Genomic DNA, 16,469 nt, shown 5'->3' with positions numbered 1-16,469 from the left:
GTGCGTGTCGCTCAACGCCTGCTCGCACTCACCGCCGCGATCTGGCACAACCGCGCCACCGGCCAACCCGTCACCCGATCCCTGATCGCCTACGACCACTGATCGAGTTCGGACTTACTCGTCTAGGCCCATTTGGAGGAGAACCGGAGAGGCCGACCTGATACACGTGGCTGCTTGGTAAAGCGGGCGCGGGGTTCAGACCGGGGTCGCGACCGCCGACGGACCGCGCGGAGTGCTGCGCAGGCGCGCGTCTTCCTACGCGCCGCCGCCGAGGACTCGGTGTACCTCGTCCGTGTGCTGGCGCTGGTCTACGGACTGCGGCGCGGCGAGATTGGCGCCCTGCGCTGGAGGTACATCGACTTCACCGGTGGACGCATCTTCATCCGCGTCAGCCTCGTACGCGTCGACGGCCGACTCGTGCGCGGCCCGGTCAAGTCCGCTGCAGGAGTACGCGCGCTGCCACAGATGTCCCTCAACCACGCCGTCGTGATCGCTGCACGGGACCGGCTACGTGTTCATCACCCGCGGCGGCCGCCCGCGAGGTTCTCGGGACGGCACTACAGTCGGAACGTGTCGGACGCCGTGTTCCCGCCCGGGTTCTTCGACCGGATGGACCCCACTCCGGACTCGCAGTTCTACCGTCCAACCCGGCTGGTCACCCACATCGACGACCGAGCTATCACCGCTGTCGGCGCGCTGTACGCCGAGCTCGCCGTCCATGGCGAGGTCCTGGACCTGATGACGTCCTGGGTCTCCCACTTCCGCTCCGCACCGCACCGACTGGTCGGGCTGGGCATGAACACCGCAGAGCTTCACGCCAACCCCATGCTGGCCGAGCACGTCGTGCACGATCTCAACGCAGACCCGATCCTGCCCTTCGCCGACGAGTCGTTCGACGACGTCACCTGCTGCGTGTCGGTGGACTACCTGATCCACCCGATGACCGTCTTCCGCGACGTCGCCCGGGTTCTGCGACCGTCCGGCCGACTCATCATCACCTTCTCCAACCGCTGCTTCCCGACCAAGGCCATCCAGGGCTGGCTCGACACCGACGACGAGCAGCACGTCAAGATCGTCGCCGCATACTTCTCCGGATCGGCGGCCTTCGGCCCGGTCCGTGCCGAGCTACGCACCCCGCCGGGCACCGGCGACCCGCTATACGCGGTGTGGGCATCCCGTCGGCCGACGCCGTCCAACGGGTAACCCGTTCGAGCACGTCGGATCGGTCAGTCCGCACCCCAAGTCCGCGCCGACCGGCTGATCGACCTCGGGAAGCCGAAGAGCCGGTCTGTCCGGTTGAGCGTCAAGCGTCGATTCATCCCCGCTGATGCCCCACGGAGGCGCCGAACGTTCATAGCCCAATGCGGTGATCGACACGGTGCGCGGTAACGCTGACACGGTCCGTCACCGACGGCACCGGTATCAGGCCTTCGCATCGGCGGGCCGGACGAGTGCGGAGGCAGTCAGTGACGATCAGCGAGCGCGTCTTCGAGTTGGCGAGCAAGGTGCGTCAGCAGAAGGCAGGCATCGAGACCGAGGAGGCGACGAAGAACGCCTTCGTCATGCCGTTCATCAGTCTGGTGCTCGGCTACGACGTGTTCAACCCGGCCGAGGTGATCCCGGAGTTCACAGCCGACGTCGGCGTCAAGCGCGGCGAGAAGATCGACTACGCACTCGTCCACGGCGGATCCCCCCGCTGACGATCACCGCCGGTCAACCGGCGGCGGAGCGGGTCCCAGCGGCGGTTGCGATCGTCGAGACAGACCAATCCGACAGTGACGAGGCGAAGTCGGCGCGCGTCGTCGTGACCACCGACGAAGAGATCGAAGGCTTCCAGATCATCCGCGCCATCGTCTGCAGCGAGGTCGCCGTCAGCCGTGTCGCCGCCCGTGACACACAGACCTACTTCGGGGTGCTGCTCGACGACAACAACCGGAAGCCGATCGCCCGCCTCTGGTTCAACCGCAGCCAGAAGTACCTCGGCGTGTTCGGCGAGAACAAAGCTGAGTCACGCTTGCCGATCGAGAGTCCGCAGGACATCTACAGTCACGCCGACGCCCTGCGCAAGACAGCCGCCCGCTACGTCAACCCGTAGGCGGACGCCTGATTCCGTTCCGTGCAGGCGCGCCGCTGTTCAAAGCGCAGGCTCGGCGGCGCGGGTGATCTCAGCAACGACTCGCCGTGTCACGGGTGCCCCATCAGGTGCCGCCCGGAGTATCGGGCCGGCAATGGCGTCGAGTTCCAGGGCGGCGCCGACTAGCGCGTCCTTGAGCATGGAGGAGCGCATACCACCGGGCAGGCCGTGCAACCGTTGCCTGATGCCAGCCGGATCAACCTGTACCTCGTGGACCGCTGCGGCGGCCGCAGTCTCGCTCACCAGTGCATCGAGCAGATCGGGCCGCGCCTCCCGGGCCGGACCGAGCGCATCGCGCGCGGCGGTGGTGAGCAACGCGAACGGAGCAAGCAAGCACAGCTTGCGCCACAGCAGCGTCGCCTCGTCGGGAGCGGAGGAGTCGACATCGAGGCCGGCGCCGCGCAGCAGCATTGCCGGATCCTTTGCCGGCTCCTGCGATCCCTCGCAGATGGCGTAGTCGGCGAACGGCGACAGATGCTCGACAACACCTGGCTCCAGCCGGGTCGCCTCGACCGCCACCGTCATGGGAACCACGACCGCCTCGGGAAACACCGCCCGCAGCAGCGGGACGTGCCCGATCCCGTTGAGCAGCGGCACCACCGAGGCCCCGTGCAGCAACGACCCTGGAACGCGAGTCAACGCGGCAAGCAGGTCGGGTGCCTTCACCGCGACGAACAGGACGTCGACCGGTGTCGTCAGCCACGGCCGAGCCGGAACCCGGACATGCGCATCCCCGTAGCGGGCACTGCGGAGAACGAGTCCGTTGACATTGATCGCGGTGCTCGTACGGTCGGACACCAGCACCGTCACGTCATGACCGGCCTTGGCCAACAGCACCCCGAGCATGCCACCGACCGCGCCCGCTCCAAGAACTCCGACACTCACAGCCACGACCACTCCTCGGCAGGAATCCCGCTATCGTCGCAGCTCCCGCAATGCTGTGGACGTTGCGAACTGCAAGCGCCCGGCGGGACCACGGGAAAGATGACCAGGTCCATCTGGTCGACGAGGTCGTGGGCTCGCTTCGTCGCGCGGCAAGCGCAGTTGACGATTCGCCGTGCCGCTGGGGTCGTAGCGCCATAACGTCGGATCGTGGTCGATAAGGCGGGGCCTGAGGTGTGGGACGTGGTCGTCGTGGGCGCCGGCCCTGCGGGTGCCAGTGCGGCGTTGTCCGCTGCTGATTCAAGAGCGCGGACGCTTCTGGTCGACCGCAGCCGACTGCCCCGCTACAAGACCTGCGGTGGAGGGCTCATCGGTGTGACCGTCGACGCCCTGCCCGACGACATCGACATTCCGGTACGTGAGCAGGTCGAGTCAGTGTCCTTCACCCTGCGCACCAGACACCTCCGCCGCCGGAACGCCGCTCGACACTCCCCGCCGCTGCTGCAGATGGTGGACCGAGCCGAGTTCGACCTCGCCCTGGTACGCGCGGCACAGGACCGCGGAGCCGTGCTCCAGCAGGAGACGATGGTCCGGTCAGTAGAGGAGCATGCCGGTCGCGTCCAGTTGTCCACCGACACGGGAACCATCTGGGCACGGTCGGTCGTCGGCTGCGACGGGAGTGCGGGCAGGATCGGCCGCTACGTCGGCGTCGAGATGGGGCGGGTCGACCTCGGTCTGGAACTCGAGCTCGAGCTCACCGGTCCGCACCGCCATGACTGGTTGCGGCGAATCCACCTGGACTGGGGCCCGTTGCCGGGCTCGTACGGCTGGGTCTTTCCCAAAGGCGACTGGCTCACCGTCGGTGTCATCGCAGCCCGGGGCGCCGGGCCCGCCACCCGGGCGTACCTTGCCGAACTGGTCGCCGGCCTCGGCCTGGACCAGCTGCCCGTGCTGCGCAGCTCCGGTCACCTGACCCAGTGCCGCCGGGACGGGTCGCCGCTGAGGCGGGGTCGTGTGCTGGTGAGCGGTGACGCGGCGGGACTGTTGGAGCCGTGGACACGGGAGGGTATCTCGTTCGCGGTGCGCTCCGGGCATCTCGCCGGCCGTACCGCCGCCGAGATGTCCCACCTACCCGACTCCGAAGCGTTCAGCGTTGCCGGCCGCTACAGCGACGAGATCGACCGAGGACTCGGCGTCGAGATGCGCACCGGTCGGCGGCTCGCGACGGCGATCGCGGCGCATCCGACGCTGGCCTACCTCGCCATCACGCACACGCCTCCCGGCTGGAAGGCGTTCCAGGACTTCACCCGCGGCACCGCCCTGTTGCCCGAGCTCGTCGGCCGCTGGCCGATCACGACGAGCATCAAGGCCGCGAAGACGGCCTCTCGTCTGGTACGCGCTCCCACCACTTCAGATTAAGACGTAGAACCACATTGCTACTGAATGATTCGGTGTTGGACACGGCATAGTTCGACCTGTGACCCTTATGGCATCCCCGCCACCGCCGCCGCCGGCCGAGAGGAATGCCGCATGAATCCGTACCCCACCCTGTCCGGCGAGACCCTGGTCGTCCCGATCCTGGGAGACCCGATCGCACAGGTGAAATCGCCCGACGGGATCACCCGCACCTTTGCCGAACGTGGCTGCAACGCCGTCGTCGTGCCGCTGCAGGTGACCCCGGCCGACTTCGACGCCTTGATCGCAGGCGTGAGCCGGTCGTCCAGCGTCGGCGGCCTGATCGCCACCGTGCCGCACAAGTTCGGGCTCGTCGCGCACTGCGCCACTCTCACCGACCGCGCCCGGTACCTCGGGTCGGTCAACGTCGCCCGCCGCAATCCGGACGGCTCCTGGCACGGCGACCAGGTCGACGGCGCGGCGTTCGTCAGCGCGGTCCGCGCCGCCGGCGGAGTCCCCGAGGGCGCACGCGCCCTGCAGGTCGGCGCAGGAGGGGCGGGGTCGGCGATCGCGCTGGCACTGCTGGAAGCCGGAGTCGCCGAGCTGGCGCTGCACGACGCCGACCCCGCTCGTCGCGACGCCCTGATCGGGCGGCTGCGCAAGCGCGTCGGCGACCGGGTGACCGCCGGTGCGCCGGACCCGGCCGGGTTCGACCTCGTCGCCAACGCGACCCCGATGGGGATGCGGCCCGGCGACCCGTACCCGGTGGACGTGGCGAGCCTCAAGTCGGACACGTTCGTCGGCGACGTCGTCACCAAGCCTGCCGTGCCGCCCCTGATCGAGGCCGCGCGCCGCGTCGGCTGCCGCACCTCGACGGGCGGCGACATGTTCGCCACCGTCGCCGGCCTCATCGCCGACTTCCTGCTCGCCGAGGGGCCTGTGAGGAGCACACGGTGAACGTGGCCCCGACGACGAACCTGTCCGTGGACGTCGCGATCGTCGGCAGCGGCGCCGCCGGACTCGTGGCCGCCTGCCGCGCCGCCGACGGCGGCCGCTCGGTGGCCGTCCTGGAGAAGGCCGACCTGCTCGGCGGCACGTCGGCCGTCTCCGGCGGGGTGATGTGGATGCCGAACCACCACCTGATGGGCGAGGCCTACCCCGACTCCGACGAGGGGGCACTGGCCTACCTCAACGCCGCCACCGGCGGCCGGGTGCCCGACGAGCGGCTGCGCTGGTACCTCACCACCTCCCGGGAGGCCGTGCGCTGGCTCGACGACGAGACGCTGGTGCGGCTCGCCACCCTCCCCCGGCCCGACTACCACACCGAGTGGCCCGGCGCGGCCCGCGGCCGGGGGCTGGACCTCCTGCCGTTCGATGGCGCGAAGTACCCCGGGCTGACCGCGCGGATCCGGCCGCCGACGTACTTCCCGACCATCACCATGACCGAGCGGGACGCGATGGCGGCCACCGGGATCGACACCGACCTCGTCGCCCGCCGCAACGCCGAGGGCACCCGCACGATGGGCGGAGCCCTGATCGCCGCACTCATCGCCTCGGCAGAGGAGCGCGCGGTGAGGGTCGTGGCCGGGTTCGGCGTCGAGGATCTGCAACGGACGACCGACGGCTGGACGCTCTCCGGCGCCGCCGGCACCGTCACCGCCCGCGCCGTCGTGCTCGCCTCCGGCGGCTTTGAGTGGAACCCGCGCCTGCAGGAGGCGTTCCTGCCCAACCCCGTCACCCCGATCAGCGCACCCAGCAACACCGGCGACGGGCTGGAGCTGGGCCTCGCCGCCGGCGCTGCCGTGACGACCATGCGGTCCGTATGGGGCGTCCCGGTGCTCCAGGACCCGGCGCACGTCTACGACGGGCACCCGTCGGGCCGGATGGCGAACGTCGAGCTCACCCTGCCGGGCTCGATCATGGTCAACAGCGGGGGCCGACGGTTCGTCAACGAGGCCGTGAACTACCACGACCTCAACAAGGTGTTCCGGACGATCGACCCGAACACCGGCGAGCACGCGAACATCCCGGCCTGGCTGGTGGTCGACGCCGCCTACGTGTCGCGCTACTCGATCGGCGGCACGCCGGTCGGGCAGGTCCCATCGTGGGCCACGAGCGCCGGCACCCTCGCCGACCTCGCCACGGCCTGTGGGATCGACCCCGACGGGCTCACCGCGGCGGTTGCGGAGTTCAACCGGCACGCCGCGGACGGCCGCGACCCCCTGTTCCACCGCGGGGAGAGCGCGCAGGACCGCTACCTCGGCGACGCGCGGCAGCCGCACCCCTGTCTCGCCCCGCTCACCGCGGCGCCGTACCACGCGATCCCCATCCGGCCCGGCAGCCTCGGCACGTGCGGCGGGCTCGTCACCGACGACGACGGCCGGGTGCTCGACCGAGCGGGACAGGCCGTCGGCGGCCTGTTCGCCGCCGGCAACGTCTCGGCCACCGTGTTCGCCGACGCCTATCCCGGCGGCGGTGCCACCCTCGGCTCCGCCGTCACCCGGGCGTACGCCGCCGGGCGCGCGCTCGCTGCCGACCTTCCCTGACCCGCCACACCGAGGAGAGGACCACGTTCATGGCCCTGCACGCCGTCGTCTACCGCTACTCGACCGACTCCGCGGCGCTCGACGAGCACCGCCCCGAGCACAAGGACTACCTCCACTCGCTGTTCGAGCACGGACGCATCGTCGTCAGCGGGCCCCTCGCCGAGGGCGGTGGTCCCGGTGCCCTGCTGATCCTCGACGCGGCGGACCCCGACGAGGTCGAGGCCCTGCTGGACCAGGACCCCTTCCACGCCCTCGGCCTCATCGTCGAGCGGGAGATCCGGCGGTGGAACCCCGCGTTCGGCGGGGAACGGCTATCCCCGGCGTCCGGATGACTTTGCAGTCGCTCCGCCCGCATACCGGCGGAGCGGCCATTCACGTCAGCAGCGGTCAGCTTCGTTCCCTGCCGTTTCCTTCAGCTGCGGCTCAGAGTGGATGGCGGCCGGCTGGCAATGCGCGTTGATGTTCGGCCTCATCGGCGACGTTCATGTCGCCTCCTACGGCACCTACGGCACCTGTCTGGAGTGCTTCAACATCCTGGGGCGTTGGCGGCGAGAAGATCCGCCGGCACGCCCGGCCGAGGAACTGGTAGAAGCGATCGGGAAGGAACACAGCGTCTGCGACGATCATCGCGCCGGAGAACAGCGGCAGCCCCAGAAGTATTGCGATGCCCAGGTGCATGCCGAGGAGGATCGTCACGAAGACGTACTTCAACCTGCCGAACAGGACGAACGGGAAAGCCACCTGCACCAGCACTGTCATATAGCTGACGACGGCGACCAGCATCTGCTGGCTGTCCACCATGTGTGACAGCGCGGGCCAGGGCTGGAAGAGGTCGAGGTTCATGACGTAGTGCAGAGCGGTCCCGTTCGCCCAGAGTCCGCCCTGCACCTTGTACAGGCCCGCAGACCCGTACAAGATGCAGACCTGAGCAGCGATGACGAACATGCCGCAGTTGTGTAGGACTGTGACGAGTAACCGGCGGGTCGCAACGAGGTTGCACCAGAGATCGTTGGATCCGAGCCGTGTGAGCCGCCTTGCGCACCCTACTGTGGACTTCTGTAGCCGGTTTCTGCGCGCATCGAGGGACCAGCGCCGACCGCACGCCGTCAGGCAGAGGTACAGAGCCATGAGGAGCATCAGATTGTCTCCGCCGTCGGTCATGAATATCGCTCTCGCATGGAACGACGCCACGACGATCGCGAACATGAGGGACATCGCCCTGGTCCGCCAACCGAGCATGAAGAGTGCACACGTGGCGACAGCCAACGCGTAGCATCCCTCGAAATACAGCGGACTGTCGGACAGCGTGAGAATGCTGAACCAGCCGGTCTGGTCGAAGAGTTGGGTTGCCAGAGCCGGGGTCCACGGTGAATCAGGGCCCCAGATCTCCCGTCGGTGCGGAAACTCCCTCAGCAGGAAGGCGAGGTAGAGCAGCCCGTACCCGAGGCGCAGCACCGATGCTGCGTACAGGGAGATCGGCTGCTCGATCAGCACTGCGTAGGCATCACTGACCGGTGAGGATTGCCGATTCTGCGACGTCGACACGAGCGATGTCGGCTCAGTTCTCATCAGGTCCCGTCTTCCACCAGGGCAGATACCTGGTCTCGGCTGGTGGCTCCGGTACAGCACCATCCGTACTGCTTGCAGCACCAGGTGCCGCGATCGGTCGGGTGATCACCTGCAACTGGATGGCCTCGAACGTGCCGCCGCGATGTCCGGCTACCCGATTCGCGGCAATGTTGCGTAGATACTTCTGTACCATCAGTGCCCGCTCGGAGTTCGACCGGTCGTCACTGCCGTGTAGTTCGAGATAACTGGTCCATGCTCGGCGCAGCATGTTCTGCGTCGTATGACTCGGGAAGAAGTTGTGCTCGACGGCCGACTCGTCGACCGCGGTCAGATCGAACCAATCACTGACTTGCTGGGTACCGTCCGGCGAGGTGTGCATGGTCCGCGCCGAGATCTGCCGAGTTACCGACTCCGGATCCGGAGCGAACAGTCGCCAGCTCTGCTCGAACAGCGGATATATCCACCCGTTGATCTGACTGCTGTATCGCTCCGAAACGGCATTCGGCGGAGCGACGTGGAGAAATACCAGAAGTACGTGGAGGAGCGACGCTGCCAGGCACAGAACCACGGTGCTCCCCGTCACCGCCTCCAGCAGGAACCCCGTACCTGATCGTTCTGGCGGCGTATCGGAGGCCGGGTCCGACTCGTCCTTTGTCGGCGTCTGATCGCTGGTTGCGGATTCGGCCGTTCCGCGACCGGGTCTCCACGCATCCACGGAGTCCATGCTCTCCAGCAAGCGGCTGCGGCCGTCCCTTTCCGAGCTGAGTGCTTCCCTCACTGGCGCATCTCCTCCGCTTCGTCCGAACAACCAAGCGCGTGTCGGGATGCACTACCGACGGCCGCGCCGCCTGGACCGATGCCTCGATCTGCGCATCGGTGCGCAGATCGAGGCATACGGATCACCTTGTGGGGCCACGATCACTACTTGTCGTGGTCGCCCTTGTCCTTGTCGTAGCCACCCTTGTCGTAGCCACCCTTGTCCTTGTCCTTGTCCTTGTCGTGGCCACCCTTGTCGTAGTCGCCCTTGTCCTTGTCGTCCTTGTGGTGGTCGCCCTTGTCCTTGTCGGGGCCACCCTCGTGGTGGCCGCCGCCATTGCCGGTGCCGCCAGTCGTGGAACCGGCAGTGGAACCGGCGGTCGAACCGGCGGTCGAACCGGCGGTCGAACCGGCGGTCGAACCGGCGACCGAACCTCCGGTGGCGCCTGCAGTAGCACCAGCAGTGGCGCCCTGCGTAACACCAGCGGTCGTGCCAGCGGTCGTGCCAGCGGTCGTGCCGCCAGTCGTGCCGCCAGTGATCGGGCCGCCGGTCGTGGCGCCGGTCGTGGCGCCGGTCGTGGTGCCAGCGGTCATGCCGCCGGTCGTCATGCCAGCGATCAGGCCGCCGGTCGTGGTGCCGGCGATGACGCCGCCAGTAGTACCGCCACCCGGGGTGCAGATCGGCGCAGTGATGCGGTTCGAGTCCAGGGTGACCGCCCCGTTCAGTGCCAGCAGCCTGCCGTTCACCGTTGCGCCGGTAGTCGCCGTGATGGAGGTCTGAGCGATGACGGTTCCGACGAAGCTGGTGGTGGTCCCGAGGGTCGCCGAGCTGCCGACCTGCCAGAAGACGTTGCACGCGTCCGCGTTGTTGATCAGCACGACACTGCTGCCCGATGCCGTGGTGAGGGTCGACCCGATCCGGAAGATGAAGACGGCGTCGGGGTTACCCTCGGCATCGAGGGTGAGCGCGCCCGTCAACTGGGCGGACGAGTCGAAGCAGTAGACGCCCGACGTGAGCGTGCGCCCGCCCAGGTCACCCGTGAGGGTCTCGTCGCAGGGCTGCGAGAGAGAACCGTACGCGACCTCCGCGTCGGCCTGTGCCTGGCTGGCGACTCCATCGTTCGCGTGAATCGTTCCGTTGACCACGATCCCGGGCGGGAAGCCGGTGATCGCGGGAGTCGGGGACGAGCCGAGGTCCCCGCTCACCACGGTCGGGCCGGTGTTGGTGACCCCGGAACTGGCGAGGACCGCGAAGCTCCCGGCGGTGCCCAACGTCGGCGCTGTCTGCGCCTGAGCACTACCCGCGAGCGCCAACATCCCTCCCGCGATCAGCACGGTCGTCAACGCGGCGCCGACACGCATGCCCAGACTGCGCGGTGACAGGTACCTCGATGGTGGAGACATCCCGATTTCCTCCATTCTTAACCGCTGACTGCGGCTCACCGGTCCAACGACCGGTTACAGCCGGCGGTCGCGCCACGAACAGGGACGATGGCGCCACGAACGAGGGATGTTGTGGTTGAGCGACAACGAGTCGGGCAGGGCCTCAGAATTGTTGATCTAAGTGGCGGTGCGGCAGACCGCAGATCGCGTGAGCCGTCGAATGTCCAGATTTTCGGAGTTCAGACGTGCACCGTCGATGCCGTGGCGCCTGGCCCACCCCTCACGCCCAACCAGCAGCGATGACTGCCGCGCGCGAGCGGCGCCGGGCTGGCGGTCGTCGGTCGTGGTCGCCGCTTTGTACAACTTTTCCGCGATTCACACCAACCCGCGCCCGTTGATGATCAGCTGAGCCTCACGTTCCGGGCTACTACGTTGCCGCGCCCACACTCGTCAACTGCAGCCTTCCCGCCGCAGTGAATACGCAGGGTGCTCAGGAGGGGGTCGTGAAGGACCGGCGGGTGGCTCCACCTCGACGTTCGCACCGTCGAGGTGATCGTCGAGGGTTGTGCAGGTGCCCTGCAACGTCACGAGCGGTCAGCGGCGGCGAGCTGGCCCTGGACGGTGTCGAGCAGCTCCTGCCACGACTTCTCGAACTTGTCGACGCCCTCGTCCTCCACGGTGAGGAACACGTCGGTCAGGTCGACGCCGACGCGTTCGAGGGCGTCGAAGACCTCTTGGGCCTGCGCGGCGGTGCCGGTGACCTTGTCGCCCTCGACCTCGCCGTGGTCGGCGAACGACAGCAGGGTCTTCTCCGGCATCGTGTTCACGGTGTCGGCGACGGTCAGCTCGGTCACGTACATGGTGTCGGAGTAGTCCGGGTTCTTCACCCCCGTCGACGCCCACAGCGGACGCTGAGCCTTGGCGCCCTGCGCGGTCAGCTGTGCCCACCGCGTGCCCTGGAAGGTCTCCTCGAACGCGGCGTAGGCGAGCCGGGAGTTGGCGATACCGGCCTTGCCGCGCAGCGCCAGCGCCTCGTCGGTGCCGATCTTGTCCAGCCGCTTGTCGATCTCGGAGTCGACGCGGGAGACGAAGAAACTGGCCACCGAGGCGATGCCGCCCAGGTTCTGCCCGTTGGCCGCCGCCCGCTCCAGGCCCTCCATGTAGGCGGTCATGACGTCGCGGTAGCGCTCGACGGAGAAGATCAGCGTGACGTTCACGCTGACGCCCTCGGCGAGCGCGCTGACGATCGCCGGCAGGCCCTCCTGGGTGGCCGGGATCTTGACCAGCAGGTTCGGCCGGTCGACGGCCTTCCAGATGTCGAGGGCCTCGGCGAGGGTGGCCTCGGTGTCGCGGGCGAGCAGCGGGCTGACCTCGAGCGACACCCGGCCGTCGACGCCCCCGCTGGCCTCCCAGGTGCTGCGGAACACGTCGCAGGCCTCGCGGACGTCGGTGACGGTCACCTCACGGACGACGTCGTCGACCGACGCGCCCCGCTGCTTCAGCTCGCGGACCTGCGCGTCGTAGGCCTCGCCGTTGGCGAGTGCCGCCGCGAAGATCGTCGGGTTGGTGGTGACCCCGACGACGCTCTTGTCGGTGATCAGCTCCTGCAGGTTGCCGCTGGTCAGCCGCTCGCGCGACAGGTCGTCGAGCCAGATGGACACGCCCGCCGCAGACAGCGCGGCAAGCCTCTCGTTGAGCGCCATGAATGGCTCCTTCACATAGGTACGAACAGATGACGGGCTGGCGTCATCGGGTCTTCTGCAGGTGACGGCGCAAGGAGTGCCGGTCCGCATGGGCGGGTTCGGTGCTCGTGACGAAGTCGTGCAGAAGGTGGACGAAACGTCGCGGGTCGTCGATGTGAGGGAAGTGACCGGCGCCGTCGAACAGCTCGAGACGGCTGCCGGGCAGGGTCTCGTGGGCGTTGACGGTGTGGTCGACGGGGATCACCGGATCCCGGGACCCGGCGACGAGCAGGACCGGTGTCTCGGCCAGCAGGTGCAGCCGCTGCGTGCCGGTCAGGCGTTGACCCGACAGATTCAGGGCGCCACGGGTGCTCTGCACGAACGCGTCGCGGGCCCCGCCGTCGGCGAAGGAGGCGAAGGCGCTCAGCAGCCCTTCGAGGTCGGCTCCGGCGAACGCGGGAACCGCACGCGCGACACGAGTGGTCGCTGCGGACAGCCACCGCGGGGTGGCCGTAGTAAGGACTTGCAGGGCGGTGGACGCACCCGGCAGGGTCGCCGCGCGCAGGGCGAGGTTCACCCCGTGTCCCAGGCCGCCGCTGGCGACCAGGACAACCCGCTCGGTCAGCTCGGGGTACTGGTAGGCGAACTGCATGGCCACACCACCGCCGAAGGAATGCCCGACGACCGTGGCCCGCTCCAGCTCGAGGATGGCGAGCAGGTCGCGGAGCCCGGCGGCGTGGGCACCCAGCGAGTAGTCGCCGGCGCGGGGTTTCGCAGATTCTCCGTGGCCGAGTAGATCGGGGGCTACGACGTGGGCACGACGACCGAGCAGCGACACGACGTCTGCCCAGGTCGTGGAGCTGCTGGCCAGACCGTGCAAGAACACCACAACCGGGCCACGGCCGACGCCGGCCTCCAGGTACGCGACGTGCTGGCCGTGCAGGCGGACCTGCCGCTGCGCAACCGTCACCGGTGTCCCCATGTCCGAGCGGGACTCCTGGCTGTCAACAAGGGGTTGCGCGGGCGCCTTCTTCTCGACGGGCGCCGACACGATCGGTATGGACATGGAGTGGAAGCGGTCTCCTCGGTCTCGAACCACCGCATGGCTGCGGGCCGTTGATGCATGTGGCCCGGGTCCGGAGGCCGTGGTGCACTGACGAATCGACTCTGGCGCGTACACAAACAGAGCCCGTCCTTCTTGGGATACCCGGGACCGGACTGCACACACGTTCGCTGACAGTGACCTTCATGACGGCGTCGGTCAGTGGATCTATGGCCGGACGGACCAATTGCCGTCGAGCGGTAAGGCCAATGGGGTCGTCGTTGGTCACGATCCGTGTGGCTCTGGAATCACAGGGCTACAGTCGCAAAAGGGATCCCACCTTGCGCTGCGGCGGCGGTGGTACGGCCGTCCCGAACCCTTGGCGGCAACACCGCACAAATGACTCGCGCCGGGGTGACTGGGGATGTCGCAGAGTTCACCGATGGCCATTTGCGGGCCGGCGCCCCGGCCCCAGCAATGATCCGCGACGTCACCGAGTCCAGACGGTCGGGAGTGGCGGGCCGACTCGTCAGCGAGCTGGACGTCCCGGTCGCTGTCTGGCGGGCGGCGATGTGCCACGCGGGCCGCCAGGACGGCGTCCGGGTACGCACCTTCCTCGTGCCGCTCAGCCTTCTCGACCCGGGCGATCCGCCGCGCCAGATGGTGTTCGCCGTCCGCACCGACCCACCGCCGGACCCCGCCGCGCAGAAACTGGGCCTGCTTCACTGGTGGCGGGTCGACGACCTGAACATGCCGTTCGACCGCTGGCTGGCCGCGCTGCACCACGTTGCCCGGCAGGGCAACGTCCGGGTCAAGACCTTCCTCGTCCCACCCTCCTCCGCTGCAGGCGTCGGCACCTCCGACCAGTTGGTGTACGCGGTGTGGGCCGACTCGACCGACCCGATGCACAATCCGCGCGGAGCCCGTCGGCCCGTTCTCGGACGCGCATCCGACGACACGTCGGGTCACCGACCTGGCAATGAGGTCGACAGGAGCCCGGCGACGAATGGACCAGACGGTGCGGCCGGCGACAAGGCCCGCCGATGACGATCACTTCGAATGGCTGCGTAGGACGCCGCTGTCCGATGCCGCAACGCCCCGATGCCGGGGAGATGCCAGGAGGACTCCATGTCGATCATCCCATCCGGCTGCGGGACCGCGAGATCCTCGACGCTCAGCTCGTCCGGTGCCGACAGATCGACAACAGCTTCACGCAGGGCGCGGCCGCCGGGCTGCGCTGGCTGACCGCAGGCGGCCCGGGTCCGCTGACCGGCACCCTCGCGACCTTGATCGACTTCCGGTCGGTCGTTCACGAACTCGCTGCGGCCGAGGACATCATCTACGGGCCGCCCTCCTCCGGGCGGCGTTACGCGCGCGGCCTGGAACACGCCCTGCTGTGGGCGGAGAATGCCACAGCGGAGCCACCTGTGCCCGAGCCCGATCGACAGGTCCGGGTGGGGCGCCGGAGGGTCTCCGTTCCGTGAGAAAGGAGCATGATGGAAGGCGGCGCGGGCGCCACACCGTCGAGCTCGGGCCCGACCATCCCGGGCCCGAGCTGGGTGCGACACGCGATCTGGTGGCACGTGTATCCGCTCGGCTTCACCGGTGCCGAGTCGACCCGGGAGGCCGGCGCGCCGGTGCACCACAGGCTCGGGCATCTGCAGTCCTGGTTGGACTACGCCGTCGAGCTGGGGGTGTCAGGGCTCGCCCTGGGGCCGATCTTCGCTTCGGAGACACACGGCTACGACACGACCGACCACTTCCGCATCGATCCGCGACTTGGTGACGACGCCGACTTCGACGCCTTGGTCGACGCCGCGGGCCGCCGGGGGTTGCGGATCATGCTCGACGGCGTCTTCAACCACGTCGGCCGCTCCCATCCGGCGTTTCGCCGGGTGCTGGACGAGGGACCCGTCGCCGATACGGCATCGTGGTTCCGCCTGCGTTGGCCCCGAGACGCCGCCGACCGGCGCCCGGGGTCCGAGCCCGACTACGACGACTTCGAGGGCCACCACCACCTCGTCGCGCTCGACCACTCCAGCCCCGCCGTGATCGATCACGTCGCCGCGGTGATGAATCACTGGCTCGACCGGGGTGCCGCGGCATGGCGGCTCGATGCCGCCTACACCGTGCCCACGCAGTTCTGGGCGCAGGTCGCTGATCGGGTTCGCGCGCGCCATCCGGACGCGTATCTCATGGGCGAGGTGATCCACGGCGACTACGCCGCGTTCGTGCGGGACGGCCACCTCGATGCGGTCACCCAGTACGAGCTGTGGAAGGCGGTCTGGAGTTCGCTCAACGACCACAACTTCCACGAACTCGCCCACGCCCTCAACCGTCACGACGAGTTCCTCACGCACTTCGTGCCCTACACCCTTCCTGGGTAACCACGACGTCACCCGCATCGCGAGTCGTCTCGACGACCAGCAGCACCTCGCCCACGCCCTCGCCGTGCTCACGACGGTGGGCGGGACGCCGGCCGTGTACGCCGGGGACGAGCACGCCTTCCGGGGCACCAAGGAGGATCGTGCCGGACGCGACGACGCGGTTCGGCCGCCTTTCCCGCCCACGCCGGCCGACATGTCGCCACTCGGGGCACCAGTCTTCGCCCAGCACCAGGAGTTGCTCGGCCTGCGGCGACGCCACCCCTGGCTCCACGCCGCACGCACGCGCGTCCTCGACGTCGCCGACGAGCACATCGCCCTTGCCTCGACCGCAGAGGATGAACGCATCGTCACGGTGCTGTCGACGGCGGACCATCCACACAGCGTCGCCGCTCCGGGCGTCCGGGACGTGCTCGCCGGCATCGGACGGATCGATCACCCGGGCAACCACGACGCCGAGGTGACCGTCGAGGCGCAGGGCTGGGCCGTTCTCGCTGGCTGATCAGTCGGGCCGAGCTGGGCGAGTCGTCGCCGTCGCGCTGAGCGAAGGAAGTCGGCTACGGGTAACGCTGAGCCAGGGTGCGAGGATGCCAGGGGACGCAGCGTCGCGTGTCGACCAACGACGGCTGATTTTCAGCAGCACCGGTGCGTGAACCCGCATCGTTCACCGTACGACCGTTGGTACCGTCCCGCCCA

At 68.6% G+C, this 16,469-nt stretch carries 17 protein-coding genes and 1 pseudogene; 12 read left to right on the top strand and 6 right to left on the bottom strand.

Annotated elements, in window-relative coordinates; all coding sequences use genetic code 11:
• The 4 genes and pseudogenes from RM445_RS32775 to RM445_RS25565 all read left to right on the top strand — a co-directional run.
• A pseudogene (locus RM445_RS32775) lies at positions 1 to 102 on the top strand (IS982 family transposase); the annotation flags it as partial.
• 468 nt (positions 103 to 570) lie between these two features.
• Positions 571 to 1,203 (top strand): class I SAM-dependent methyltransferase, encoded by a 633-nt coding sequence (locus RM445_RS25575; protein ID WP_311559395.1) that lies wholly within the window; start codon positions 571 to 573, stop codon positions 1,201 to 1,203.
• Positions 1,204 to 1,466: 263 nt separating this feature from the next.
• Positions 1,467 to 1,700, top strand: a complete 234-nt coding sequence (locus tag RM445_RS25570; protein WP_311559394.1) for a hypothetical protein — start codon at positions 1,467 to 1,469, stop codon at positions 1,698 to 1,700.
• Between the two features lie 104 nt (positions 1,701 to 1,804).
• Positions 1,805 to 2,095, top strand: a complete 291-nt coding sequence (locus RM445_RS25565) for a hypothetical protein (RefSeq protein WP_311559393.1) — start codon at positions 1,805 to 1,807, stop codon at positions 2,093 to 2,095.
• 39 nt (positions 2,096 to 2,134) lie between these two features.
• Here the strand turns inward: RM445_RS25565 and RM445_RS25560 are convergent, their stop codons facing one another.
• The gene (locus RM445_RS25560) at positions 2,135 to 3,025 is read right to left on the bottom strand and encodes a ketopantoate reductase family protein (protein ID WP_311559392.1); all 891 of its coding nucleotides are present in this window, start codon (positions 3,023 to 3,025) and stop codon (positions 2,135 to 2,137) included.
• Positions 3,026 to 3,226: 201 nt separating this feature from the next.
• Here RM445_RS25560 and RM445_RS25555 point away from each other — a divergent pair, with 201 nt between their 5' ends.
• The 4 genes from RM445_RS25555 to RM445_RS25540 all read left to right on the top strand — a co-directional run bounded on the left by RM445_RS25555 (position 3,227) and on the right by RM445_RS25540 (position 7,289).
• Positions 3,227 to 4,435, top strand: coding sequence for a geranylgeranyl reductase family protein (locus tag RM445_RS25555; protein ID WP_311559391.1), 1,209 nt, complete (start codon positions 3,227 to 3,229; stop codon positions 4,433 to 4,435).
• A gap of 111 nt (positions 4,436 to 4,546) precedes the next feature.
• Entirely contained in the window at positions 4,547 to 5,368 is an 822-nt protein-coding gene (locus RM445_RS25550; protein WP_311559390.1) for a shikimate dehydrogenase family protein, read from the top strand.
• Positions 5,365 to 6,957 carry an FAD-dependent oxidoreductase gene (locus RM445_RS25545; protein ID WP_311559389.1) on the top strand — a complete coding sequence of 531 codons (1,593 nt, stop codon included), beginning with the start codon at positions 5,365 to 5,367 and terminating at the stop codon, positions 6,955 to 6,957. The genes RM445_RS25550 and RM445_RS25545 overlap by 4 nt, the downstream gene beginning before the upstream one ends.
• Before the next feature lie 29 nt (positions 6,958 to 6,986).
• Positions 6,987 to 7,289 carry a YciI family protein gene (locus RM445_RS25540; RefSeq protein WP_311559387.1) on the top strand — a complete coding sequence of 101 codons (303 nt, stop codon included), beginning with the start codon at positions 6,987 to 6,989 and terminating at the stop codon, positions 7,287 to 7,289.
• 91 nt (positions 7,290 to 7,380) lie between these two features.
• On the opposite strand, the gene RM445_RS25535 is transcribed toward RM445_RS25540, so the two are convergent.
• The 5 genes from RM445_RS25535 to RM445_RS25515 form a co-directional block, all read right to left on the bottom strand.
• A complete protein-coding gene (locus RM445_RS25535; protein WP_311559386.1) occupies positions 7,381 to 8,451 on the bottom strand; it encodes an HTTM domain-containing protein in 1,071 nt (356 codons plus the stop codon).
• A 64-nt stretch (positions 8,452 to 8,515) separates the two neighbouring features.
• Positions 8,516 to 9,304, bottom strand: coding sequence for a DUF5819 family protein (locus tag RM445_RS25530; RefSeq protein ID WP_311559385.1), 789 nt, complete (start codon positions 9,302 to 9,304; stop codon positions 8,516 to 8,518).
• Between the two features lie 143 nt (positions 9,305 to 9,447).
• Positions 9,448 to 10,644: an ice-binding family protein gene (locus tag RM445_RS25525; protein ID WP_311559384.1), complete on the bottom strand. Its 1,197-nt coding sequence runs from the start codon at positions 10,642 to 10,644 to the stop codon at positions 9,448 to 9,450.
• 605 nt (positions 10,645 to 11,249) lie between these two features.
• On the bottom strand, positions 11,250 to 12,368 hold the full coding sequence (tal, locus tag RM445_RS25520) for a transaldolase (RefSeq protein WP_311559383.1): 1,119 nt from the start codon (positions 12,366 to 12,368) through the stop codon (positions 11,250 to 11,252).
• 43 nt (positions 12,369 to 12,411) lie between these two features.
• Positions 12,412 to 13,413, bottom strand: a complete 1,002-nt coding sequence (locus RM445_RS25515) for an alpha/beta fold hydrolase (RefSeq protein WP_311559382.1) — start codon at positions 13,411 to 13,413, stop codon at positions 12,412 to 12,414.
• A 489-nt stretch (positions 13,414 to 13,902) separates the two neighbouring features.
• Between RM445_RS25515 and RM445_RS25510 the strand changes: the two genes are divergently transcribed.
• The 4 genes from RM445_RS25510 to RM445_RS25495 all read left to right on the top strand — a co-directional run bounded on the left by RM445_RS25510 (position 13,903) and on the right by RM445_RS25495 (position 16,275).
• Complete coding sequence (locus RM445_RS25510; protein WP_311559381.1) at positions 13,903 to 14,436, top strand: hypothetical protein; 534 nt, start codon at positions 13,903 to 13,905, stop codon at positions 14,434 to 14,436.
• 65 nt (positions 14,437 to 14,501) lie between these two features.
• Entirely contained in the window at positions 14,502 to 14,873 is a 372-nt protein-coding gene (locus RM445_RS25505) for a hypothetical protein (protein WP_311559380.1), read from the top strand.
• 9 nt (positions 14,874 to 14,882) lie between these two features.
• Positions 14,883 to 15,776, top strand: coding sequence for an alpha-amylase family glycosyl hydrolase (locus tag RM445_RS25500; RefSeq protein WP_311559379.1), 894 nt, complete (start codon positions 14,883 to 14,885; stop codon positions 15,774 to 15,776).
• A complete protein-coding gene (locus RM445_RS25495) occupies positions 15,769 to 16,275 on the top strand; it encodes an alpha-amylase family glycosyl hydrolase (RefSeq protein WP_311559403.1) in 507 nt (168 codons plus the stop codon). The genes RM445_RS25500 and RM445_RS25495 overlap by 8 nt, the downstream gene beginning before the upstream one ends.
• Positions 16,276 to 16,469 lie beyond the last annotated feature (194 nt).

Source organism: Pseudonocardia charpentierae, from assembly GCF_031845345.1.
Classification (GTDB): Bacteria; Actinomycetota; Actinomycetes; order Mycobacteriales; family Pseudonocardiaceae; genus Pseudonocardia; species Pseudonocardia charpentierae.
The sequence above is the reverse complement of the archived record's forward strand: the minus strand, read 5'-3'. Positions and strand labels throughout refer to the sequence as shown.